29 protein-coding genes, 3 pseudogenes and 1 riboswitch are annotated in these 21,936 nt (G+C 48.2%); of the genes and pseudogenes, 28 read left to right on the top strand and 4 right to left on the bottom strand.

Annotation, left to right across the window (positions count from 1 at the left end; genetic code table 11):
- Positions 1-3 precede the first annotated feature (3 nt).
- The 14 genes from RS881_RS30185 (at position 4) to RS881_RS30120 (ending at position 9,764) form a co-directional block, all read left to right on the top strand.
- Positions 4-384, top strand: coding sequence for a hypothetical protein (locus RS881_RS30185; RefSeq protein ID WP_315814134.1), 381 nt, complete (start codon positions 4-6; stop codon positions 382-384).
- A 115-nt stretch (positions 385-499) separates the two neighbouring features.
- The gene (locus RS881_RS30180) at positions 500-1,732 is read left to right on the top strand and encodes a RagB/SusD family nutrient uptake outer membrane protein (RefSeq protein WP_315814133.1); all 1,233 of its coding nucleotides are present in this window, start codon (positions 500-502) and stop codon (positions 1,730-1,732) included.
- A 247-nt stretch (positions 1,733-1,979) separates the two neighbouring features.
- Entirely contained in the window at positions 1,980-2,225 is a 246-nt protein-coding gene (locus tag RS881_RS30175) for a hypothetical protein (protein WP_315814132.1), read from the top strand.
- Positions 2,156-2,539 carry a sugar-binding domain-containing protein gene (locus tag RS881_RS30170; RefSeq protein ID WP_315824657.1) on the top strand — a complete coding sequence of 128 codons (384 nt, stop codon included), beginning with the start codon at positions 2,156-2,158 and terminating at the stop codon, positions 2,537-2,539. The genes RS881_RS30175 and RS881_RS30170 overlap by 70 nt, the downstream gene beginning before the upstream one ends.
- Positions 2,540-2,577: 38 nt before the next feature.
- Complete coding sequence (locus RS881_RS30165) at positions 2,578-3,975, top strand: glycoside hydrolase family 2 protein (protein ID WP_315814131.1); 1,398 nt, start codon at positions 2,578-2,580, stop codon at positions 3,973-3,975.
- A gap of 108 nt (positions 3,976-4,083) precedes the next feature.
- Complete coding sequence (locus tag RS881_RS30160; protein WP_315814130.1) at positions 4,084-4,902, top strand: alpha-L-fucosidase; 819 nt, start codon at positions 4,084-4,086, stop codon at positions 4,900-4,902.
- Positions 4,902-5,525 (top strand): alpha-L-fucosidase, encoded by a 624-nt coding sequence (locus tag RS881_RS30155; protein ID WP_315814129.1) that lies wholly within the window; start codon positions 4,902-4,904, stop codon positions 5,523-5,525. The genes RS881_RS30160 and RS881_RS30155 overlap by 1 nt, the downstream gene beginning before the upstream one ends.
- A gap of 361 nt (positions 5,526-5,886) precedes the next feature.
- Complete coding sequence (locus tag RS881_RS30150; RefSeq protein ID WP_315814128.1) at positions 5,887-6,309, top strand: hypothetical protein; 423 nt, start codon at positions 5,887-5,889, stop codon at positions 6,307-6,309.
- A 347-nt stretch (positions 6,310-6,656) separates the two neighbouring features.
- Positions 6,657-6,983 carry a hypothetical protein gene (locus RS881_RS30145; RefSeq protein ID WP_315814127.1) on the top strand — a complete coding sequence of 109 codons (327 nt, stop codon included), beginning with the start codon at positions 6,657-6,659 and terminating at the stop codon, positions 6,981-6,983.
- Entirely contained in the window at positions 6,947-7,570 is a 624-nt protein-coding gene (locus RS881_RS30140; RefSeq protein ID WP_315814126.1) for an alpha/beta fold hydrolase, read from the top strand. The genes RS881_RS30145 and RS881_RS30140 overlap by 37 nt, the downstream gene beginning before the upstream one ends.
- A gap of 67 nt (positions 7,571-7,637) precedes the next feature.
- On the top strand, positions 7,638-8,525 hold the full coding sequence (locus tag RS881_RS30135; RefSeq protein WP_315814125.1) for a rhomboid family intramembrane serine protease: 888 nt from the start codon (positions 7,638-7,640) through the stop codon (positions 8,523-8,525).
- Positions 8,513-8,863, top strand: coding sequence for a rhomboid family intramembrane serine protease (locus RS881_RS30130; protein ID WP_315814124.1), 351 nt, complete (start codon positions 8,513-8,515; stop codon positions 8,861-8,863). Before RS881_RS30135 ends, RS881_RS30130 begins: the two co-directional genes overlap by 13 nt.
- Positions 8,851-9,117 carry a hypothetical protein gene (locus RS881_RS30125; protein WP_315814123.1) on the top strand — a complete coding sequence of 89 codons (267 nt, stop codon included), beginning with the start codon at positions 8,851-8,853 and terminating at the stop codon, positions 9,115-9,117. Before RS881_RS30130 ends, RS881_RS30125 begins: the two co-directional genes overlap by 13 nt.
- A 473-nt stretch (positions 9,118-9,590) precedes the next feature.
- Positions 9,591-9,764 (top strand): hypothetical protein, encoded by a 174-nt coding sequence (locus RS881_RS30120; RefSeq protein WP_315814122.1) that lies wholly within the window; start codon positions 9,591-9,593, stop codon positions 9,762-9,764.
- A 116-nt stretch (positions 9,765-9,880) separates the two neighbouring features.
- Here the strand turns inward: RS881_RS30120 and RS881_RS30115 are convergent, their stop codons facing one another.
- The 4 genes and pseudogenes from RS881_RS30115 to RS881_RS30100 form a co-directional block, all read right to left on the bottom strand.
- Complete coding sequence (locus RS881_RS30115) at positions 9,881-10,549, bottom strand: phosphodiester glycosidase family protein (RefSeq protein ID WP_315814121.1); 669 nt, start codon at positions 10,547-10,549, stop codon at positions 9,881-9,883.
- Between the two features lie 93 nt (positions 10,550-10,642).
- Positions 10,643-11,220: pseudogene (locus RS881_RS30110) on the bottom strand (DUF4291 family protein).
- An 80-nt stretch (positions 11,221-11,300) separates the two neighbouring features.
- Complete coding sequence (locus tag RS881_RS30105; protein ID WP_315814120.1) at positions 11,301-11,711, bottom strand: hypothetical protein; 411 nt, start codon at positions 11,709-11,711, stop codon at positions 11,301-11,303.
- Complete coding sequence (locus RS881_RS30100; protein WP_315814119.1) at positions 11,708-12,559, bottom strand: hypothetical protein; 852 nt, start codon at positions 12,557-12,559, stop codon at positions 11,708-11,710. The genes RS881_RS30105 and RS881_RS30100 overlap by 4 nt, the downstream gene beginning before the upstream one ends.
- A gap of 21 nt (positions 12,560-12,580) precedes the next feature.
- Between RS881_RS30100 and RS881_RS30095 the strand changes: the two genes are divergently transcribed.
- The 14 genes and pseudogenes from RS881_RS30095 (at position 12,581) to metE (ending at position 21,760) form a co-directional block, all read left to right on the top strand.
- A complete protein-coding gene (locus RS881_RS30095) occupies positions 12,581-13,012 on the top strand; it encodes a THUMP domain-containing protein (RefSeq protein ID WP_315814118.1) in 432 nt (143 codons plus the stop codon).
- On the top strand, positions 13,009-13,569 hold the full coding sequence (locus tag RS881_RS30090) for a THUMP domain-containing class I SAM-dependent RNA methyltransferase (RefSeq protein ID WP_315814117.1): 561 nt from the start codon (positions 13,009-13,011) through the stop codon (positions 13,567-13,569). Before RS881_RS30095 ends, RS881_RS30090 begins: the two co-directional genes overlap by 4 nt.
- Positions 13,570-13,577: 8 nt before the next feature.
- Positions 13,578-13,739 carry a hypothetical protein gene (locus tag RS881_RS30085; RefSeq protein ID WP_315814116.1) on the top strand — a complete coding sequence of 54 codons (162 nt, stop codon included), beginning with the start codon at positions 13,578-13,580 and terminating at the stop codon, positions 13,737-13,739.
- Positions 13,740-13,935: 196 nt separating this feature from the next.
- Positions 13,936-14,472, top strand: coding sequence for a zinc metalloprotease (locus RS881_RS30080; protein WP_315814115.1), 537 nt, complete (start codon positions 13,936-13,938; stop codon positions 14,470-14,472).
- Positions 14,385-14,885, top strand: a complete 501-nt coding sequence (locus RS881_RS30075; RefSeq protein ID WP_315824656.1) for a M43 family zinc metalloprotease — start codon at positions 14,385-14,387, stop codon at positions 14,883-14,885. The genes RS881_RS30080 and RS881_RS30075 overlap by 88 nt, the downstream gene beginning before the upstream one ends.
- Positions 14,864-16,285 (top strand): choice-of-anchor J domain-containing protein, encoded by a 1,422-nt coding sequence (locus tag RS881_RS30070; RefSeq protein WP_315814114.1) that lies wholly within the window; start codon positions 14,864-14,866, stop codon positions 16,283-16,285. The genes RS881_RS30075 and RS881_RS30070 overlap by 22 nt, the downstream gene beginning before the upstream one ends.
- Before the next feature lie 439 nt (positions 16,286-16,724).
- The gene (locus tag RS881_RS30065) at positions 16,725-16,925 is read left to right on the top strand and encodes a T9SS type A sorting domain-containing protein (protein ID WP_315824655.1); all 201 of its coding nucleotides are present in this window, start codon (positions 16,725-16,727) and stop codon (positions 16,923-16,925) included.
- 118 nt (positions 16,926-17,043) lie between these two features.
- Entirely contained in the window at positions 17,044-17,412 is a 369-nt protein-coding gene (locus RS881_RS30060; RefSeq protein ID WP_315814113.1) for a hypothetical protein, read from the top strand.
- Entirely contained in the window at positions 17,396-17,611 is a 216-nt protein-coding gene (locus RS881_RS30055) for a hypothetical protein (protein WP_315814112.1), read from the top strand. The genes RS881_RS30060 and RS881_RS30055 overlap by 17 nt, the downstream gene beginning before the upstream one ends.
- 31 nt (positions 17,612-17,642) lie before the next feature.
- Positions 17,643-18,022, top strand: a pseudogene (locus RS881_RS30050) (GDYXXLXY domain-containing protein).
- 99 nt (positions 18,023-18,121) lie between these two features.
- Positions 18,122-18,259 (top strand): ACT domain-containing protein, encoded by a 138-nt coding sequence (locus RS881_RS30045; protein WP_315825032.1) that lies wholly within the window; start codon positions 18,122-18,124, stop codon positions 18,257-18,259.
- A gap of 29 nt (positions 18,260-18,288) precedes the next feature.
- Positions 18,289-18,948 (top strand): formyltetrahydrofolate deformylase, encoded by a 660-nt coding sequence (gene purU / locus RS881_RS30040; protein WP_315824654.1) that lies wholly within the window; start codon positions 18,289-18,291, stop codon positions 18,946-18,948.
- Positions 18,941-19,120: a hypothetical protein gene (locus tag RS881_RS30035; protein WP_315814110.1), complete on the top strand. Its 180-nt coding sequence runs from the start codon at positions 18,941-18,943 to the stop codon at positions 19,118-19,120. The genes purU and RS881_RS30035 overlap by 8 nt, the downstream gene beginning before the upstream one ends.
- 46 nt (positions 19,121-19,166) lie before the next feature.
- A riboswitch (cobalamin riboswitch) is annotated at positions 19,167-19,308 on the top strand.
- A 113-nt stretch (positions 19,309-19,421) separates the two neighbouring features.
- Positions 19,422-21,760, top strand: a pseudogene (gene metE, locus RS881_RS30025) (5-methyltetrahydropteroyltriglutamate--homocysteine S-methyltransferase).
- Positions 21,761-21,936: the final 176 nt, after the last annotated feature.

Raw genomic sequence — 21,936 nt, 5'->3', positions numbered from 1 at the left:
CACATGAAATACGCAGCCTATATTTTTCCCGCGGCTTTCCTGTTCAGCTTGTTCCTGGCGCCCGCCTGTTCCAAGAAGGGAGCCGATTTTCTGGATAAAACAGAATCCGGCACCATCAATGAGCAGATCACTTTTGCCGATAGCATACGCACCATGGAATTTCTGACGGGCCTGTACCAGGGCATTCAAAACAATTACAAACAAACCAACCTCACCAATTACGGCAGTATGGCCGATTGTACAGATGAGGGGGAGCTGATGTGGACCGGGGCCACCAATTATCCCATTCCCATCAACCAGGGCAGTTTGAACCCTTCTTATGCCTGGGTAACCGGTTGTTGGTCGCACTGGTACTCCCGCATCCGCAACAGCAATATCTTTTGAAGAATATCAGGAAAGCGCCTTTATCGACTGCCATGCAGGTGCGTACCACCGGCGAAGCCCGTTTTATGCGGGCCTGGTATTACCACCAGCTGGTACGTTTTTTGGTGGGGTGCCCTTGTTGGGTGATACCCTTTACTCACCCGATGATCGCATCAGCAAGGGCCGCAATAGCCTGGCAGATTGTATTCAATACATCGTAGCTGAACTGGATGCTGCTGCACAGGCCCTGCCCGATGAAATGGTGGGCATTGATTTTGGCCGCGCTACCAGGGGCGCAGCCCTGGCCCTGAAAGCAAGAACATTGTTGTATGCTGCCAGTCCACTGTGGAACGGCGGCTACAACGACAACAATGGCTTTACGGCTACTGCCGAACAAAAAGCCCTGGTGAGTTATCCCACCGCCGATGCCAACCGCTGGAAGGCCGCCGCTGATGCCTTTAAAGCCGTGATCGACCTGGGTAAGTACAGCCTGTATGAAGAGAATACGACCGCGCCGGGATACGGTTTCTACAAAGTATTTCACCTGCGCACCAATACCGAAGGCATCTTTTACATGATGGACCCGCCCAATACCCGGTTGGAAGGCATGTGGCTGCCACCTACCCGCGGCGGACAAGGCGCTTCCTATCCCAGTCAGCAATTGGTAGATGCCTTCCCCATGAAAGATGGCAAGGCCATTACCGATGCTGCCAGTGGTTACAATCCCGCCAATCCCTACATTAACCGCGACCCCCGTTTTTATTATAGCATCCTGTACAATGGCGCCCTGTTTAGGGGTACCAGCACCACGGCACAATCCGCCCTGTTTACCTATTTCGGCGCTCCTTCTGATGGGATGGGTGTATCGACTTACACCACGCGTACGGGGTATTATTGCCGCAAGATGCTCAACAATGAATCGACCGGTAATACCCAGCGCAGCATGGCCGAGATACGGTATGCCGAAATACTGCTGAGCTTTGCCGAAGCCACCAATGAATACAGCGGTCCTGCACAGGACGTATACGATGCCGTGCAGGCCATTCGTCGCCGCGCCGGCTTATCGCCTTTTGAACTGCCGGCCGGACTATCCAAAGAAGCCATGCGCGACTATATCCGCAATGAGCGGCGTATTGAACTGGCCTATGAGAACCAGCGCTATTTTGATACCCGCCGCTGGAAGATCGCCCATGACCCCGAAGTGGTTATTATGCGTGGTATTAAATGGACCAAAGAAGGCAGCAATTACAAACGGGAAGACATTGTAGCCGATCCCCGTGTGTTCAATCACCCCGCCATGTACCTGTTTCCTATTCCGGCCAGTGAGATGGGGAGGCAGCCACTGTTGGTGCAGAATCCGGGATACTGATCGTGAATCGGCAATCGGCAGTTGGCAATGCTTTTGCTACGAAGCGCGGCAATCAGTCTCCCAGGCTTGCGGGTTGAATCCTGAATGCGTTTGCAACGAAAGGCACAAGTACGCCAGGTTCTGTTGCATTTACCTCGATGCCTGGTTGCCTCAATAACGACCACCTGGTGAAGCGAATTATTCAATAGAATACCATCAAACAAAAGAAAGCTTACATGAACAGACGAACTGGGTTAGTGTTGGGCGGATGCTTATTGTTTATCCAATCCCTGTCACAAACAAGCCGTACCCGGCTGGAAATACCTTTAATGAGCAATGGCAGTTTAGTAAGCCAGGCGCGGAATGGTCGCCCATCACCATTCCGCATACCTGGAATAAGGTGGACATGCAAACCACCAAGAACTTTTACCAGGGAGTAGCCCAATACAAAAAGCCTTTACGCCCGATACCGCCTGGCGCAACAAACGCCTGTTCCTGCGCTTTGAAGGAGTAGGGGCCGTAGCCGACCTGTACGTCAATGATAAATTGATTGGTCAGCACAAAGGCGGTTACAGCGCTTTTGCCTATGATATTACGCCGGTGATACAATGGGGGCAGGAGAATGTCTTGCTGGTAAAAGCCAATAATGAAGCGCGTGAAGATGTAATACCCATCAACCACCGGTTGTTTGGCGTGTATGGCGGTATCTACCGGCCGGTGCAATTGATAGTAACGGAGAAACTGCATATTGCTGTAACCGACAATGCATCACCCGGCATTTTTATCCGTCAGCGCCAGGTATCCCCACCAGCGCCACCATCAACGTAACCACCAAGCTGGAAAACAAACTGGGCACGCCCAGCGGCGTGCAGGTGGAGACCACGGTATATGATGCCAAAGGCAAGCTGGTTAAAACCAGTACACAGGCAGTAACCTTGCTACCGCAGGGGCTGCAGCATATTGATCAAACCTTTACCCTGGCGAAGCCGCATTTGTGGCAGGGACTGGATGATCCCTACCTGTACCGGCTGACCGTGCGGGTAAAGCAGGGGACTGTTGTGTTGGATGAAGTGAGCCAGCCATTGGGCATTCGTACAATGGAGATCATTGCCCGCAAAGGTTTTTTCCTCAATGGCAAACCTTATCCCTTGTATGGCGTATGCCGCCACCAGGATTGGTGGGAGCAAGGCAGTGCCCTGACAAATGAACAACATGCTGCCGACCTGGCCACCATCAAAGAAATAGGCGCTACTACTATTCGACTGGCCCATTATCAGCAGTCGGAATACATGTATGCCAAAGCCGATAGCATGGGCCTGATCATCTGGGCCGAGATACCATTTGTAAATGCCGTGAGTGGCAAAGAAGCCGACAATGCCAAACAACAACTGGTAGAACTGATCCGCCAAAACTTTAACCATCCTTCCATTTATGTATGGGGATTGCACAATGAAGTATATGGTAAATCGGCCGCCGATTACACCACTGTACTCACCGCCGCCCTGCATGAAATAGCCAAAACCGAAGACCCGGACCGCTACACCATCAGCGTAAATGGTTATGGCAGTATGGAACGTTACGAAAACCAGCTAGCGGATATCCAGGGCATGAACCGCTATTATGGCTGGTATGAAGGTAAAACTCCCGACCTGGAAAAATGGGTGACCGGCCTGCAACAAAAATATCCGGATCATAAAGTGATCCTTTCCGAATACGGGGCCGAAGGCAATATTTACCAGCAGGATGAGCAACCGCCTGTCAAATTTGACCCCGTGAACAGTCCTTATTTTCCCGAACAGATGGAAACCCGTTTTCATGAAATACAATGGGGCCTCCTGTCCAGGCAAAATTACCTGGCAGGTACCTACCTGTGGAATATGTTTGACTTTGCCGTTCCCCTATGGAATCGCGGCGGTATCCCTTCGCGCAACCTGAAAGGATTGGTGACTTTTGACCGTACGATCAAAAAAGACGCCTTCTATTGGTACAAGGCCAACTGGAGCAAGGAACCGGTATTGTACATTGCCGACCGTCGGTTGACACAACGTAAAAATGCCCATACCACCATTACCGTATATTGCAATACCGGCAAACCCGTATTAACCCTGAATGGGAAAACAATTGATGCCGTAAAACAAGGAACCACCGCTGTACATTATATTTTTGACAACGTGGAATTGCAGCAGGGCGTAAATAAGGTAGTGGTTGCTGCTGGTGGAGGTGAAAGAGCGTTGAAAGATACAGTGGAATGGACGTTGCAGTGAGGGGAGGAGAGTGGCAAGTGGGGCGGCAGTTGAACTTTGAAAATTGAATATTGAGCATTTAACATTTAGTATTTCTTTTGAACAGGCACTCATCATAGTCATACAAACATGAAGCATTTACATAAACGAATAGGAATTTTATTGGTTATTGCCTTGTTGATCCAGGACACCATGGCACAACAAGCGGTACCACGCAAAACCTTACAATATGGCGCACAGTATACGGGTAAGAGAAAAGACAGCGCCATGGCTAAGTTCCGGGCCAACCGCTTTGGGCAATTCATCCATTGGGGATTGTATGCCATACCCGGTGGTACCTGGAATGGGAAAACCTATAACTATGCAGCGGAGTTCTTAAAATCAAGTGCTAAGATCCCTTCTGCTACCTGGGATTCGCTAATGTACCAGTTTAACCCCGTTCATTTTGATGCCAGGGCCTGGGCCAGGATGGCGAAGCAAATGGGCGTTAAATACATGACCATTACCACCAAACACCATGAAGGGTTTTGTTTATGGCCTAGTCAGTACACCGATTTTAATATTGGCAATACCCCTTTCAAAAGAGATATCCTGAAAGAACTGGTGGAAGCCTACAATGCCGAAGGCATCGATGTGAACTTTTATTATTCAGTACTCGACTGGCATCATCCCGATTGGAAATACGATATCAAAAATGCCGCTGATCAAACGCAATTCCTGCGCTACCTTGATTTTGCCTACAACCAATTGAAAGAACTGGCCACGCGGTACCCCACAGTGAAATGTTTTTGGTTTGACGGTACCTGGGACAATAGCATCAAGAAAAACGGCTGGTGGACCTGGGAAGTAGAAAAGATGTTGAAACAAGCCATTCCTGGTGTGATCGTGAACAGCAGGTTGCGGGCCGATGATTATGGAGCACGCCACCGCGACTCAATGGCGAGCTGATGGGTGATTATGAATCAGGATATGAGCGCCGCCTGCCCGACCCCGTAAAGAATGTACAGGTAACCCAAATTGATTGGGAGGCTTGTATGACCATTCCCGAGAACCAATGGGGCTATCATAAAGATTGGAGCCTGTCGTACGTAAAAACGCCTCAGGAATTGCTGGAAATGCTGACGCTAACGACATCGCTGGGCGGTAATTTCCTGCTCAATTTCGGTCCACAGGGTGATGGCGCTATCCGGCCTGAAGAAAAGCAAATAGCTACTGCCATTGGCGACTGGATGAAGCTCAATGGCGAAGCCATCTATGGCGGCGATTATGCCGGCTGGAAAAAGCAGGACTGGGGGTATTATATCCGGAAAGCGGGTACGAATAAAGTGTATATGGTAGTCTTCAACCAACCTGTTGGTGGCATTGCCCGCCTCCAGGTGCCCGATAAGGTGAAGATCAGCAAAAGCTATTTTTTAGACGCGCCGTCGCAATCCTTGCAGCTAAAAGAAACCCAAAAGAACCAGTTCAATTTGTACCTGCCGCCGGCAAAGAAAACGGGGCCTTACATCATTGTATTGGAAACCGTGACCGGCGATAAGGAAGGGCCGGCCTATCAGGAAGCGAAGACGTAAGGGATAATATTTTTCCCAACCAGCCTGCCATTTTACCAATGGCAGGTTTTTTATTTTAGATTGCGTCAGGAAGGGTACAAGACCAACGCTGCATGGCCAGCTATTGTAAGTGCCATGCCAGGCAGGGCGGCTTTTCTGTTCTTTTGCCTTGATGCAAAAGAACAGAAAGATCAAGTCTGGCCCGATCCCTCCGGGCCGCCAGACTGGCCTGCTCCTCCCCAGGTGAAGCATTCGTTATTGTATTAGGCGACCTGTAGGCTTGAATGACTGGTAAACTTACCGTTCAGTTGAGGTACAAGTACGCCGGCACACTTATCAAGAATGCAAGTATCAGGAAAATGCAAACGAATAAATATATAAGATGTCAAAAACTGCAGCACTTTTTATCAAAACAACAAATCTTGATTTCAATAAATATGATGAAATTCTGGATCGGCTTACAAGTCAAGGCTGGTCAATGAACAAAAATGGCGCTATTGTTTATATGGTCGAAGACACATATGAATGGATCGCCTCACCTCTAAATGAGATCAATTATATCAAAAACACAGTAAAGCAAAGCATCAACAAAAATCTTGCGACATGTATTGATATGCAATTTGTTGATGGCTTACATAATATAGGCATAATGTATATTGATCCTTCAACTCTAATGATCTCAATTTCAGAAAATATAAAACTGCTGGAAAACATTCCTATAGCAGACTTTTCGTGGTACATAACAAAAATTTCATCAATCTATAAGACAATCGACATCTCTTCGTTTGAATGCCTTTACAATTAATACCTCAAACTAGCGCAAGTATAAAGGGTAGCCTTGTGAAAGGTAGTACTTGCACCTGGAAGATTTACGCTTTCTGAAGAGCATATTTTTGGTGAAAGAAAGGGCTACCTAACCTGTGGTTGATGGATCCGATTATAAAATAAGGACACAAGTACACTTCCGTTCAAAACCAACGCTGCATACCCGCGCCAGGGAGAATAATTTGGCTGACTGTTCCATCCGCCAGCCGCTAATTATCATGAATTATACGCACGAACAGTACTACCTATACTATCTTTAAATTTGACGACCAGACCATCTACAACGCAAATAGTGACTATGATGAGCGATAACGAAGAACAGGAGTTTTGCGAGATACCCTTATCAGCCAGGATCGTTATGAAATGTTTGGCGGCGTAAAGCTGTTCTTTTATGACAGGGCATCCATTCAGGCCGGGTTTGGACTGGCAGGACTACTGGAGATCGGGGAGGTTACCGAGAATTATCCCTTCTTTCTCATTACCTGCAAAAAGACGGGGAAGCAACTTACATTTTGCGATAACTGGCACAAGGTACTCTTTTGCACAAATCCTATGCGGTATCATAGCACCAGGGAGGGTGCATCCTTTGAAGATACCGCCGCCACCTCAAAAAACGTATGGTATTTTGTACATCAAAAGATCAACTGCCTTTAAGTTGTAGCACCCAATATCCGGTAACCGGCGCCAGGTCTTTTGGGTACGATGGCTCCAACAATATGACGGAGTATCCCTATGGGGCCAATCCCGAAGCAGGCAAATGGGCTCAGGTCAATGGCATTAAGATCTATTATGAGATCTATGGCCAGGGACATCCCTTGCTGTTATTGCATGGCAATGGGCAGGCTATAGGCGAATATGAGCAGCAGATCGAATTCTGTAAGAAAGATTACCAGGTGATCGCCGTGGATACCCGTGGTCAGGGTAGATCAACTACAGACAGCACGCATTATACCTATCATTTATTTGCCAAAGACACTTCATCCAAAGCCCCCAACGATATCCGGCTGATGCATCTATTGGAGGAGGAACCCAATATGCGCTTTGAAGACCTTCGCACCATTCATTGCCCGGTATTGGTAATGGCAGGCGAAAATGACCTCATCAAAGAGCAGCATACAAAAGGTATTGCGCAGCATATTACCCGCGCTCAATTGCTTATTTTCCCCAAGGGCACCCATTATATACCACAGGAAAATGCCAAACTTTTCAATAATACCGTATTGGATTTTCTGAAGCAGTAGGAATGGGCTAAATAATCAGTCATCGACTGGTAAAAACGCTTTAACTTACCGCCTTCAAACTCAATTGATGGCAGCAAGTGTTTCCCCTACGTATGTGTTGGATTATCCTTTAGAAAATGTACCCCGTGAACAATTTCAGGTATTGGCGGTGGAAGCTGCCAACCAGCTGAATTGGCCTATCCGCCAGCTTAGCCAGGCGGGCGTCATTATCCGTACCGAGGGCAGTTTGTCGGCTCCGGAAGTAGAACTTAAGATCAGGATATCCGCTACCACGGCTCATTTCCTAAGCAAGGCTACCGGCACGGAACCAGTAGAAGGATCGTACATTGAAGAAACCATTGTGCGCATGCTCACCACCATGCAGCAGCTCGGACCTGCATTAACACCCGAAGTACTGGCCCAAAAATACGAGGCGCTTAAACCGCAATTTGTTGCGCCTGGAAAAGACGAGCTCTTTGCACCACCCGGCACCAAGGGGCAGCAGATGAGCAATTTGATAGCGGCCTTCAAGCCCACCCGCGGCAACTTCGTTACACCTATTCTGATTGGCATCAACGTACTCATATTCATTTTGATGGCCATTGATGGCGCCCATATCCTGCAGCCGGATAGTGAGGTATTGATAAAATGGGGCGCTAATTTCCGTCCCATGACCTTGGATGGCCAATGGTGGCGGCTCATCACCTGTTGCTTTGTACACATCGGCATCTTCCACCTGGCACTGAACATGTATGCACTCACCTATATCGGCGTGGCGCTGGAGCCGTTTCTTGGACCGGCCAGACTGCTGACTGCTTATCTATTGACAGGCATTGCATCCAGTACAACCAGTTTGTGGTGGCATGACCTTTCCGTCAGCGCTGGTGCATCGGGTGCTATTTTTGGCCTGTATGGTGTATTCTTCGCTATGCTGACGACCAGCCTGATCGAAAAACACAAAGAATGGCCTTATTGAAAAGTATTGGCTTTTTTATTGTGCTCAACCTGGCCATTGGCAGCCAGGGCAGCATTGACAATGCGGCGCATATTGGTGGGCTGGTGAGTGGCCTGCTCATTGGCTATGCTTATATTCCAGGGCTGAAAAAGCCACGCACTGCTACCTGGCAATATGTAACGATGGCTATTTTAACCCTGCTCGTGGTAGGCGCCTCCTTTGCCGTATATAAGCAACTGCCCAATGACATACTGAAATACGACAAGGCAATGAGTGAGCTGACTGCCCTGGAGCAAAAGCCATTGATGCGTATTCGCTTCCCGAGCAAACGCATGTTGCAGAACAAATGGCTGCCCTAAAAGAAAAGGGTATCCCTGCCTGGAAGGAAGGCATCACCCTACTGGAAGGGGCCAGCAAACTGGACCTTCCCAAGCCCTATCAGGAAAGGAATAGCTTACTGAAGAAATATTTTGAACTTAGGCTTACAAGTTATGAATTAATGTATAAAAAACTAGCCGCCAATAATAACCAGTACGACACAGAGTTGGGTACCACCAACGAACAAATTGAAGGAATCCTAAAGACATTGAATCAGGAACAGCCCGGGAAGTAAGCTAGAAAGGCTATGAGACAATAAGGGCACAAGGCCGCTGTGCACAAAGCCCGGCTGTCGACTAGAGCTAGCTTTGGGAAGGAAGTCACGAGGTTGCCAGTACAAGGCGGGCACCTATAATCATAATAACTCAATATGCCTTATATAAAAATGAAAAACATATCATTGAATGGGGATCCCATTTATTTAAAAAATGGAAATACATACCTAATAATAGACGCATTGTATCTAAACGATATTAGATTACACTTGGCAAATATTAACCTTAACGACTTGAAGAATGTAAGAGAGATTATTTTCCCGTACAACGAATTTCCATACGGAATTATTAATCTTGGGGGCAGGGGCTTCGTGAAATCAAAACCAAGGACATCCTTTCGACAGATTACGAGAACGGTAATGAGCCCTGTTTTTCATCAGACACAGGCTTAGTGCTTATTTTTAAACGAAGCGACCTATCACTTTTTGTTAACATGATCAACTATGACTTACTTGTTGACTCTACGTTAGAATCGGGAAATTCTACTTATTTGAACAAATTAATAGGAATTGGAGAAGAAAATACATTTGCATTACTGATGGCTCAAGATGTAAAAACCAGCTATGATTTTAATGGAAGTGGTTTCTATAGAATAGGCAATTTATAATAACAAGCAAGTAATACGGAAGCATGCATTGTTTTATCTGGATTACTGTTATTTATTACTGGCAACCGAAATCATGGCCCCAAAATCTCCGCCAGTATCTTGTTGCCTTAAGTCCTTTAAATACATTTTGAAATAGCACCATCAAGATAGAGTGCATCCCGGCAACCAAACTTCACTTTAAATAGGGAGGCGAAGTCATAGAAGGTTGTATTATCTGACTGGGAAATAATAAATACCATATCTCCATTGGGCAAAATGCCTACACCACTCCTTAGGTTCACGTTTTTGGATTGTGGGTTAAATGCAGCATTAATGATTCCGCCACTCAGCAACATAGGTCCCGACTGAGTAGCATATTCAACTTTGAATTGATTACTTTTGCCAGCAATCACAAAAGCGTGGGTAGTAAGTATATGACCTTGCCCTGTTTTGTCGATATAGAATACACCATTGGGCTGCATGTAAAAGTTGCCAGTTTTATTACTGGCCGTATCAATTGGCCTAAGCTCTTTACCTGCTGCTATGAAAAGCCCCAATGGCACATTATTGTCTAGGTACATACCTGCATTGGTAATCATTAAAACATCTGCTTTGCTACTTTGCAGATCCAGCTTTACGGCGTCCAGTGTTTTGAATGGAGCCCCTTGCCTTGAAAGCCAGTGCATACGGATCTTGTGTTGCCTGGCATTCACCACCATCGCATGGTATTGCTGTCCATTAAACTCAATTGAAAGCACTCCGGCTTTCCACACACCGGCCGTATCATGATCATTAATAATATGCATTTTATTACCCTTTGTCAGGGTAGCAAGCCCTATCATACATGCGGAAAGTAATAGTAGTTTTTCATTGCGGGTTTCGTTTTGTGGTTTCTTAAATTATTGAAAACCTGCCGATACTTCATACTTCCTCTCCTTGGGTATAAGGCTATTGGCTTCCTCTATATTATCATCCTTGATAGCAGCTCTTATTTTTTGTACATCTCCGGTTAAGTCGTGTATCCCTACGATCCATTCATTAACATACAAAGAGGCGGCAGAAGGGGAAAGGCCGATTTGAATGGTTCGATAATTCAACTTCATGAGGTACCTATCGCGCTCAGGTTCCCATTGTATGACTACCGGCGCATTTTCTTTAACCTTTTTCCATTCCTCCTTCGTTTGATATACACCCATTTTGGGATGCGATAAGGAAGAATTATTCAATGCCCATAAAAACCTTCATGGGTAATATCCACTCCCAATATCCGTTCCTGATCCTCTTTGGTAGCCCAGCCCGATCGATACATCATCCAAAAGAAGGAGGGTTTGATCCAGGTAGTACGCTCCATTTTAAATGGCGGAGAAACGAATGTCTGGTGTTGAATGGCGGAATCAGCAATGGCATGATTAAAAGCCTGGTACACCCGGATGGTCTTATCTGTATAAAAGGCCCTTATCTCTCTAGCCTCGGTCATAGTTGATCATTTGAATGTTGTGCGAAATTATTGCTACGGCAATATCAGCCGGATGGCATTGTTCTTCTTCATATCAGTACTCAATCCGAGGGATTGACTTTGACGGCCCCAGCGGATGCGCAGCTCGGCTGTATTGGGAGGGATAGAACCCAGGTTATCGGCCATGAACAACAGCTCATTTTCGCCCTTTGCAACCGGATAGGGATCTTTTGCAAGGCATTCCTGACAGGGAACCCTGTAGTGATCCACTTGCCATTGAGGCGCAGGGAAATACTATCCCCATCCTGCACGGCGCCATCCCATAACTCCAATACAATATCGGCAGTATCAACGGTAATGGCAGCCACGGGTTCGGTGGTCCTCGTTTCCACCAGCTTGTTTAAAACGGTATTGTTGACCGGCCGGTAATACACATCGGCCACGATGAATGTAGCATAGGCATTGGACCGGTTGCTGAAATTGAACTCATACTCCCGGCCATCGGTTTTCATGTACAGGAAACCGGTATTGGGCGGAATGCCGCCATAGTTGTCGGCAAAAAGATGAACAGGTTCCTGCCGGTATCCAGCCGGGCCTGCAAAGCCCGGTTGTGGTCGTTCACCTCATCGCGGTAAAGGAGGGGCTTGCCATTGTGCAGCAGGGTAACAGTGTCCTTATCATATTTTTCCTGGTCTTCCAGTTTCATCAGCGCCAGGCTATCGGTGGTAACAATGGGGTCGTAGATGCCCAGGTAAATGCCGCTGGTTGGGGGCTGCAAAATGCGCCGTACACTGGAATCGACCAGGGGCTGGTTGTTCAGTTTCTTTAAAAAGATGCTATCGCGGTACAGGAAATCGCGCAGGTTGACCTTGCTCTGGACCCATATATCGTCGTCGTCATACAGGCCCCGCATCCAGAAGTCGGCCTTATCTATCCACTTGCGGTTAAGCACCAGTTGCTTATTACGCAAGTCGAAACAACCGTTGATGTACCACATCCAGATGCCTAACTTAAAAGGCTTTTCCTGTAAGGGATACTTACCCCGGCTGATGCCCAATTGGCCATCGTTCTTGCGCACCAGCAGCATTTCATACACCCCTTTGAACTCGCCGTATTGCAGGGTTATTTTAGCAGGATACAATTGGCCATTGTCGGGCACCCCGATCTGCAAGTCCATGACCAGCGGGGTAGAAGAGCCTGTCCAGGGTTTACGGATCATTTGCCAGCTGCCAGTCCACGGATCCGATTGGGCCCGGGCGAGGGCAGCCGTCATGCAGCCAGCCAGCAACAGGAGGAGTAGTTTGGACAATACCGGACGTTTAATGGTTTGGAATGGGTAGCACATATTAAATAAAGGCAAGATAGTTTACTTTCGCAGTTCATGAATATTTATACCACTACCGGCTCAGTGATCATTACCTGCCACAAACGTACCATGCCCTACCTGGAACAGGAAGTAAAAGAGCTGGGTTATACCATCGACGACCATTTTGTAACGGGCGTAAAACTGAAAGCCACCGTAAATGAATGCATTCGGCTGAACCTAAACCTGCGCTGCGCCAGCCAGGTTTTGTATAGCCTGAAGGCGTTTAAAGCAGTGAATGCCGATGAGGTGTACCGGGAACTGGTAAATTATGCCTGGGAGGAACTATTGCCCGAACCGGGCTACTTTTCCATTACCAGCAATGTACAGAACGATACGATCAACAATAGCATGTACGCCAACCTGCGGGTAAAAGATGCGATCATCGACCGCATACGGGAAAAGCGGGGCACCCGTCCGGCTACGGATCGGCGCTCACGGGTGCGGTGATCCATTTGTTTTGGAAGAATGACGAAGCAGAAGTATTTGTGGATACCTCCGGCGACTCCCTGGCCCGGCATGGCTATCGCAAAATACCCGGCCAGGCGCCCATGCTGGAATCGTTGGCAGCCGCTACTATTTATGCCACCCGCTGGGACCGGTTAAGCCCCTTTGTGAACCCCATGTGCGGATCGGGCACCGTAGCTATTGAAGCTGCCATGATTGCCACCAACCGCCGGCCAGGCCTGTTCAGGACCAATTACGCCTTCATGCACCTGCAGGGGTATGATGAACAGGTATACCTGGAAGAAGACGCAAGGCTGGAACAACAGATCACAGAAGTACCCGGCTTGCGCATTATTGCTACAGACTACAGCTCCCTTGCTATTGAGAATGCCCGCAAAAATGCCGTAGCCGCCGGGGTAGCCAACCTCATTGAATTTGCCGTATGTGATTTTGCCGATACCACTGTACCGCCCAACGTACCCGGCATCTTTTATGTAAACCCGGAATATGGTGAACGGCTGGGTGAGGTAGCTGAACTGGAAAAACCTATGCCCGGATAGGCGATTTTATGAAACAAAAATGCGGCGGCTATTTCGGTTATGTATTTACGGGCAACCTGGAACTGGCTAAAAAGATTGGTCTTAAAGCTACCCGGCGTATAGAATTTTATACGAGCATTATTGATTGCCGCCTGCTGGAGTATGAATTATATAGTGGTAAACGACCCTAAACTTACCGCTCAACGAACTAATTTGTACCGCAACAAGGCAATTAGTAACTTGCCGGCTACCTAAACAAATCGTTGTGCGAAAATTCATCTCCCGGGCCGTTGCTGTTATCTTTTATTATCAATTACTGTATCAGCCGTTGCCCAACAAACCCCAGCGCCCAAACGCTGTGGCGCTACCGAACACCTGGCCGGGCTATTGAAGCAAGACCCTTCGCTGAAAGCCCGGATGCAAGTGGATGAAGAGAACCTCAACCGACAAACGATCCTGAAAATACAGGAACGCAATAGCAACCAGGCAGGCGCCAAACTCAATGCCATCGTCACCATTCCCGTGGTGGTGCATATCCTGCTTCCAGATCCCAACCAGATCACAGATGCCGATGTAAACTGGCAGATCAATAAGCTCAATGAAGATTTTGGCGGTACCAATGCCGACAAGGTCAATGCCGGTATATTTGCTTCGAGCTTCGGACAATCGCAGATCCGGTTTTGTCTGGCGCAGCAAGATGCAACGGGCAATCCCACCAACGGCATTGATCGTGTTTCCTCTACCGTTACCTGGACAGATGTTACCTCCAACAATGTAAAAATCCGGCTACCTGTGGTGTGCGGTCCTGGGACCCCAATCGTTATTTCAATATTTGGGTGGCACGTGCTACAGACGGTACCCTGGGCATTGCTACTTTTCCGAATACCGGTTTGCCCGAAAATCAGGGGATCGTACTTACCCTGAGTGGATTTGGCAACAATCCCGCCTATGTGCACCCTTCCTTCAATAAAGGCCGTACGGCCGTGCATGAGGCCGGCCACTTTTTCTATGCGCGTCATATCTGGGGCGATGGCGGCGGCTGTCAATCTGATTTCCCGGCGGTAGCGGGCCTCGCGGGTTTTGTGGATGATACACCTACACAAAGTGGGGCTACCAGTGGTTGTCCCTCCGGGGTAGTGGCAGCCGGTTGCGGTTCTCCCAATCCGCCCGGTAAAATGTACCAGAACTACATGGACTATACGGATGACGCCTGCTATTGCCTATTCACCCTTAACCAGGTGGCACGCATGGAGGCAGCCCTTACCTTATTCCGTTCCAACCTGCTTACGTCTAATGGCTGCCAGCCCCGGCGGCGGTGCCCCATGACATCGCCCTGACGGCTATCCTGCAGCCCACTGCAGGCGCCTGTGGCGCTACCGGCAACAATACCTTCTGCTCGCCACAGGTAACGCCACAAATAAGTATTAAGAACTTTGGCACTGCTACGCTGACCAGCCTGGCCGTAAAAACGCAGGTGGACAATGGTACAGCGCTCACCTACAACTGGACGGGCAGCCTGGCCCCCATGGCCTCCACCACCATTACACTGAATACACTCACTGCACCAGGTGGCAACCACCACCTGAAGATTTATGTAACCAATCCCAATGGAGCCACTGATGGCAGGAACAATAATGATACACTGAATGCAGCATTCTCCATCCTGGCGCCCATTGCCGGCCCGGTAACAGAAGGATTTGAGTCGGTGGCTTTTGCACCGGCAGGCTGGCAATTGATCAATGGCAATACGGGCAGCCTTACCTGGGAACGTACAACCGCCGGCAAAAAATCGGGCAATGCAGCTGCCCGCATACGTTTCTACGATTATGATGATGGCGACGGGCAGCAGGACTACCTGTTATCGCCTGTACTGGATGTACAGGGCGCCGATTCGGTGATCCTTTCTTTTGAAAGGGCTTATAAAGCCTATAGTCCACAGGCCCAATTTGCCGATAGCCTGGCCATCATGGTATCGTTTGATTGTGGCGCTACTTATACGGAAGTATGGAAAAGGGGCGGGGTAGACCTGTCTTCTACCACGGGTACCAGTACTACGGCCTTTGTACCTACGGCAGCCGACTGGCTCCATACACGCATTAACCTGAAGCCTTTCCTGGGTAATGCCAGCAGGGCCCTGGTAGCTTTTAAGACCATCAGCAGCTTTGGCAATAACCTGTACATTGACGATGTAAATATTGCGGTGCATACAACCTACCTGGATGCAGCCATTACAGCCATCACAGAACCCACACAGGTGATCTGCACGCGCAATTACCTGCCATCGGTTACCCTAACCTCCCGTGGTACGGATACCATTCGTACTGTGAAAGTGCTGTTCAGGGTCAATAACAATGAATTGGATTCTGTCCAGTGGACAGGCAAGTTGGGCAAAGGACAATCGGCTCAGGTAGCACTCAAGAACCTCAGCGCTACTGTAACCGGCAGGCATACACTGACAGTATATACGAAGCAACCCAATGGACAAAATGAGCCTTTCCCGGGCAACGATACCAGTCGCCTGGTATTTACCGTGAGCGATCCCCAAGTCGCCCCACTGACAGAGGGATTTGAAACAGCCGCTTTCCCCCACTCAATTGGGCTACGAATGTGCAAACCCATGCCTATGGCTGGGAAGCTACCAACCGCAGCGCCAGTGAAAGAAGTAATTCAGCCTGGATCAGGAACTATCGCTTTGCGGGCAACGGCAAAACAGACGACCTGTATACACCACCGGTAAGGGTAAACACCTTTGACTCGGTAGTGGTACGGTTTGATCTGTCACATGCTTTGTCGAAACCAGCAGGCACCACCACCACTTTATTGGATACACTGGAAGTACTGCTCACCAAAGATTGTGGCAAAACTTATCAAAGTCTGTACAAGAAATGGGGAGCTGATTTACAAACCAGCGGCACACCGGGCCAACCCATTACCTATGGCCCAGGCGATACCCTGGGCCATGTACCTGCCAGGGCGGGTGAATGGAGAAAGGAATACCTCGACATTACGCCGCTGGTAAGCGCCGGCAACGCCTTCCAGGTAGTGTTCAGGAACAGTGGCAATAAGGGCAACAATATTTTACTGGACAATATACAGATCACACCGGTGATCTTACCAGCCCGCCTCAAAGAACAGGGTTATATGATAACCCCAATCCATTTGAACAGAACTTTACCATCCGGCACCTGGAAGTACCTGTAAAACTGCAAAGCATACAGGTAGTGAATATGATGGGGCAAACAGTATACAAACGCACTTTCAATGGCAATGCCAGCAATCAGATGAGTGTATACATTGGCGGTGGGGCAGGGGTTTACTTTGTGCAAATGAAGTACAGCGATAAAACGATTACCGAACGTTTGGTGAAGCTGCGGTAGGATCGCAGATTACACTGATTTTTTTGGGATTACGCTGATTGGCGCGTTAATTATATCTACTATCTTTTGTAGTGGGTAAGCTGTATTTACCCGGCTCCCTGCCACCATTAAAAATATCATGCTTACGGCTGCTGCCGTATTATTGGGAGTATTGATGGCTGTTTTTGGTCAGGTGTACCAAACAGGCGCCAATGCCTATGACCTGTTCTTAAGCTGGACGATTGCCATCACCTTATGGGTAGTAATAGCCAATTTTGCTCTATTGTATACCGCTGGTATGGTATATGGGTTCAGGCAAAAAAGCCTGTTCTACCTGGCCATCATCCCATTCAGTATTATTATGATCCTGTCGGCCTTGTCCCTGAAAATATCCGATGATGCGGGCATGTTCCTGTTCATCGCATTATTTATTATTGGCAGCGTTAGTTTCCTGAAAAAGAAACTCATTGATCAGCAAAAGCAGTGGAACCATGAAACAGGAGCATGATATAAAAGCCCTGGTGGTTATACTGGCGGCTACCCTGTATGCCCCCGCTATTGTCGGCGCATTATTGCTCATGGGCTCGGGCCTGCTTTTTATCCTGGTTTATTTTCTCACCCCAAAAAGCTGGGGCAACATGAATAAATACAAGCTCATCATTCTGCTGAACCTGGTGTTGGTACTGTCATTTTTCATTACTCAGTGATGAAAAAGAAAGCATCCTCTCGAAGGGTAAATTGGTATTGCTGGAACTGGCGCCGGTAGATCCACGGTCGCTGATGCAGGGGATTATATGGCGTTGCACTATGCCATAGCAAGGGAAACGGAAGCCAGCGAGTTCCCTAAACGCGGCTATTGTGTAATTGGGCTCGATTCGGGCATCCTAGCCAAAAAGATCAGGGTACAGAAAGGCCGTACCCCGCTGCATGCCAATGAATACCTGGTTGAATATACTTCCGACAGGTGGGACATCAATATAGGGTCCAATTCTTTCTTCTTCCAGGAAGGCCAGGCCGATAAATATGCCCAGGCCAAATACGGCGGCATCCGCATCGACAACAAAGGCAATAGCATACTGGTGGGCTTATATGATGCTAATAAAAAGCTGCTACAGTAAGATAAGATCATAACATAGAAACCAGGCGGATAGCCTGCCTCACTTTTCAACCTGTTAACCTGTCAACATATCAACTTCCTGGAGTATCTTTCAGGTGCTATGATCATCCTAATACAATGCATGGACAGGGTAGGGCTGGTAGCCGCCATTTCGGGTGTACTGGCCCGGCAGCAGTTGAATATTGTTTCCCTGCGGGAGCATGTAGACAAAGCAGAGAACCGGTTTTTCTTCGGGTAGCAGTAGAGCAAGACAGCAACGCCGCCAATATCGGGAAACTACTGCGGCAGGTATTACCTCCCGAAGCTGTGATCATGGTAAACCCCTTGCCCGAGAAAAGGGTGGTGATCATGGTCACCAAAGAATACCATTGCCTGGCCGATATGCTGATCCGCCATTATTTTAAAACCTTGCGGGCTTCCATACTGGCCGTCATTGGGAATTATGATACACTACAGGATATCTGTCAGCGATTTGAAGTGCCTTTTCATTTTGTAACACATGAGAATACCTCCAAAGAAGCCTTTGAACAACAGATCAGCACCCTCATTGGGCAATATGCCCCGGACTATATTGTGCTAGCCAAGTTCATGCGTATCCTGTCACCAGCTTTTGTGGCCCAGCTACCCGGCAGGATCATCAATATCCACCATTCCTTCCTGCCCGCCTTTGCCGGAGCCAATCCCTATCGCCAGGCATTTGAAAGGGGCGTAAAACTCATTGGCGCCACGGCTCATTTTGTAACCAATGACCTGGATGAAGGGCCCATAATTGCCCAACAGATCATACCGGTTACGCATTCCCTCACTGCAGCCAACATGATGCACGCCGGCAAGGAAATAGAAACAGCCGTACTGGCCAAAGCCTTGCGGCTGGTGTTTGACGACCGGGTATTTGTGTACAACAATAAAACGGTGGTATTTGAATAGGTTACCGGATACCTGCCGGGTGCAGAAAATATTATCCCTGTTGCCATATACCCATCCTCCTTTTACCGACTTCACCTTATTGGTGATGACACCCGTGGCGCCATCAAAATTATTGTCATTTGGCTGCACTGCTGCCACCATTGTCTGTATAAAACAGGTAATACCGGGATAGTGAGCCCCTATTAAAAAATTATATACCTTTGCGTCGCAGTTCTTTACTTTAATGATCGTTTCCAGGTGAATACGCCTTTTACGGCTGTATTATTAATAAGGAACCATGTGTAATTCATGGGCTGTCGCGCAACTGTAAGGGAAGACCATCCTCCCAAGCCAGATACTTGCCAGGAAACCGGACGAATGCTTTCGCAGTTTGAAGCAGAAGTCAGGAGCAGTCCCATGCCTCATAAGGCTGTTTCTTTCTTATTCTTAAATTCCGGAAGCATACTCTTAAACGTAAAGGCATTATTTATTTAATGTTTAACCTAAAAGTTTTTGCGTATGCTGACAAACAATTTGGGCTACCCACGCATGGGCAGCCACCGCCAACTCAAAAAGCCTGTGAACAGTATTGGACAGGCGCCATTTCAAGACAGGAATTATTCCTGGCCGCCAAACAGATCCAGGAACACAATTGGAACCTGCAAGTGGCCGCTGGCATTGACCTTATTCCCTGCAACGATTTCAGCTTTTATGACCAGGTGCTCGACATGTCGCTGCTGTTGGGAGCAGTACCCGCCCGTTATGCCCCGGTAGTAACCGACGTTAAAGACAATACAGAGATCGACCTGTATTTTGCCATGGCCCGGGGCTATCAAATGCATGGACTGGATATCACGGCTATGGAAATGACTAAGTGGTTCGATACCAATTACCATTACATTGTTCCCGAATTTACGCCCAACCAGACATTCAAAATATTCTCCAATCGCCTGTTCAGCGAATGCAGCGGGGCCAGGCATATCACCGGCCAAACACCCAAACCGGTACTCATAGGACCCGTTTCTTATCTGTTATTGGGTAAAGAAAAAGGTGGCGACACCAGCTTTGACAGGATTGACCTGATCAAAAACTGGTACCGGTATACATCGACATACTCCACAAACTAAAAGATGATTACCGGGTTGATTGGGTACAATTGGATGAACCCTTTCTGGCTATGGACCTGACGGAAAAACAACAACAAGCCTTTGTATATGCGTATGGAGAAATAAAGAAACACTGTCCCCATATCAAAACCCTGCTCACAACTTATTTTGAAGGGCTGCAGAACAATACCGCCCTGGCTGCTAACCTGCCCGTATGTGCCTTGCACATCGACCTGGTGCGCGCACCACAGCAATTAGAAGAAGTACTGAACAATTCTCCAGCCAGGCTCACCCTTTCCCTCGGTGTAATTGATGGAAGGAATATCTGGAAAAACGATTACAACAAATCCCTGTCGCTTATAAAGAAGGCCATTGATACCATTGGTGAAGAGCGGGTGATGATAGCGCCTTCCTGTTCCCTACTACATACACCATTTGACCTTGATCTTGAAACCAAACTCGATCCGGTGATCAGGAACTGGATGGCTTTTGCCAAACAGAAATTGCAGGAGGTCAGCGACCTGGCGGCTATTGTAAAGGGCAATACCCCTTTGCTGGAGCTGAACCAGCAAGCTATTGAAGACCGCCGTAGTTCAACCCTTATTCACAAACCAGCCGTGAAGCAGCGGGTAGCAGCTATTACGGTCAATGATGCTGAACGCAAGAACGCCTTTGCCATCCGGCAACAAATACAACGCAGTTTGTTTCAGCTTCCTTTGTTTCCTACCACCACCATTGGCTCTTTCCCCCAAACGGAGGATATACGGCAATTAAGGGCCCGGTTAAAGAAAGGAGAACTTACCCAGGCCGATTATGACCAGGCCATAGAAGCGGCTACCATATCCGCCATTCGCTGGCAGGAAGAAATAGGACTGGATGTATTGGTGCATGGTGAGTTTGAGCGCAATGATATGGTGGAGTATTTTGGAGAGCAACTGGAAGGATTTGTCTTTACCCAATATGGCTGGGTACAAAGTTATGGCAGCCGTTGTGTGAAGCCGCCGGTGATTGTGGGTGATGTAAGTCGCCAAAGGGACATGACGGTACGCTGGAGCAGTTTTGCACAAGCGCAAACCACCCGTTTCATGAAAGGGATGCTTACAGGACCGGTAACCATTTTGCAATGGTCGTTTGTGCGGGATGATCAGCCCCGTTCCACTACCACCAACCAGATAGCCCTGGCCATCCGGGATGAAGTAGTGGCCCTGGAAAAGGCCGGCATCAGCATAATACAAGTGGATGAGCCTGCCATCCGGGAAGGATTACCCTTGCGTAAAAAAGACTGGCCAGCCTATTTGCAGTGGGCCGTACAGGCATTCCGTTTATCGGTCAGTGGTGTTAAGGATGATACCCAGATCCATACGCATATGTGCTACAGTGAGTTTAATGATATCATTGAGCATATTGCGGCCATGGATGCCGATGTGATCACCATCGAAACTTCCCGGTCCCAAATGGAGCTGCTGGAAGCCTTTGCTCATTTTAAATATCCCAATGAGATCGGCCCAGGCGTGTATGATATCCATTCACCCAGGGTGCCTGCGGTAGAAGAAATGGTGAGCTTGTTGGAGAAAGCTGCCGCTTTATTACCTGCATCCAATATCTGGGTGAATCCCGATTGCGGATTAAAAACCCGCAAATGGCCTGAAACCAAAAAAGCATTGGAGTTTATGGTAAAAGCTGCTGCTGTAGCCAGAGCCGGAGTAGGGAAGGAGGCTGTAGCGTAATATTGTGAATCGTCAATCGGCAATCGTGAATAAGCTCCTATGGCTGTAAATGGCAGCCTGTTTAATGATTGGCTGCCATTGTACAATATGAGCTGACAAAATCAGCCAGTATAGACAATGATGAAATCAGCCCGTTGAGCAACCCATTCACGGTTGCCGACTGCCGATTACCGTAT

Source organism: Paraflavitalea speifideaquila, from assembly GCF_032395985.1.
Lineage (GTDB): Bacteria > Bacteroidota > Bacteroidia > Chitinophagales > Chitinophagaceae > Paraflavitalea > Paraflavitalea speifideaquila.
The sequence above is the reverse complement of the archived record's forward strand: the minus strand, read 5'-3'. Positions and strand labels throughout refer to the sequence as shown.

Excerpts from the sequence above, each read along its gene's own strand:
- RS881_RS30185 (WP_315814134.1), top strand. The coding sequence starts at position 4 with ATGAAATACGCAGCCTATATTTTTCCCGCGGCTTTCCTGTTCAGCTTG.
- RS881_RS30175 (WP_315814132.1), top strand. The coding sequence starts at position 1,980 with ATGCTTATTGTTTATCCAATCCCTGTCACAAACAAGCCGTACCCGGCT.
- RS881_RS30160 (WP_315814130.1), top strand. The coding sequence starts at position 4,084 with ATGAAGCATTTACATAAACGAATAGGAATTTTATTGGTTATTGCCTTG.
- RS881_RS30155 (WP_315814129.1), top strand. The coding sequence starts at position 4,902 with ATGGGTGATTATGAATCAGGATATGAGCGCCGCCTGCCCGACCCCGTA.
- RS881_RS30150 (WP_315814128.1), top strand. The coding sequence starts at position 5,887 with ATGTCAAAAACTGCAGCACTTTTTATCAAAACAACAAATCTTGATTTC.
- RS881_RS30140 (WP_315814126.1), top strand. The coding sequence starts at position 6,947 with ATGGTATTTTGTACATCAAAAGATCAACTGCCTTTAAGTTGTAGCACC.
- RS881_RS30135 (WP_315814125.1), top strand. The coding sequence starts at position 7,638 with ATGGCAGCAAGTGTTTCCCCTACGTATGTGTTGGATTATCCTTTAGAA.
- RS881_RS30130 (WP_315814124.1), top strand. The coding sequence starts at position 8,513 with ATGGCCTTATTGAAAAGTATTGGCTTTTTTATTGTGCTCAACCTGGCC.
- RS881_RS30125 (WP_315814123.1), top strand. The coding sequence starts at position 8,851 with ATGGCTGCCCTAAAAGAAAAGGGTATCCCTGCCTGGAAGGAAGGCATC.
- RS881_RS30120 (WP_315814122.1), top strand. The coding sequence starts at position 9,591 with ATGATCAACTATGACTTACTTGTTGACTCTACGTTAGAATCGGGAAAT.
- RS881_RS30115 (WP_315814121.1), bottom strand. The coding sequence starts at position 10,549 with ATGCATATTATTAATGATCATGATACGGCCGGTGTGTGGAAAGCCGGA.
- RS881_RS30105 (WP_315814120.1), bottom strand. The coding sequence starts at position 11,711 with ATGAAAACCGATGGCCGGGAGTATGAGTTCAATTTCAGCAACCGGTCC.
- RS881_RS30095 (WP_315814118.1), top strand. The coding sequence starts at position 12,581 with ATGAATATTTATACCACTACCGGCTCAGTGATCATTACCTGCCACAAA.
- RS881_RS30085 (WP_315814116.1), top strand. The coding sequence starts at position 13,578 with ATGAAACAAAAATGCGGCGGCTATTTCGGTTATGTATTTACGGGCAAC.
- RS881_RS30060 (WP_315814113.1), top strand. The coding sequence starts at position 17,044 with ATGCTTACGGCTGCTGCCGTATTATTGGGAGTATTGATGGCTGTTTTT.
- RS881_RS30055 (WP_315814112.1), top strand. The coding sequence starts at position 17,396 with ATGAAACAGGAGCATGATATAAAAGCCCTGGTGGTTATACTGGCGGCT.
- RS881_RS30045 (WP_315825032.1), top strand. The coding sequence starts at position 18,122 with ATGATCATCCTAATACAATGCATGGACAGGGTAGGGCTGGTAGCCGCC.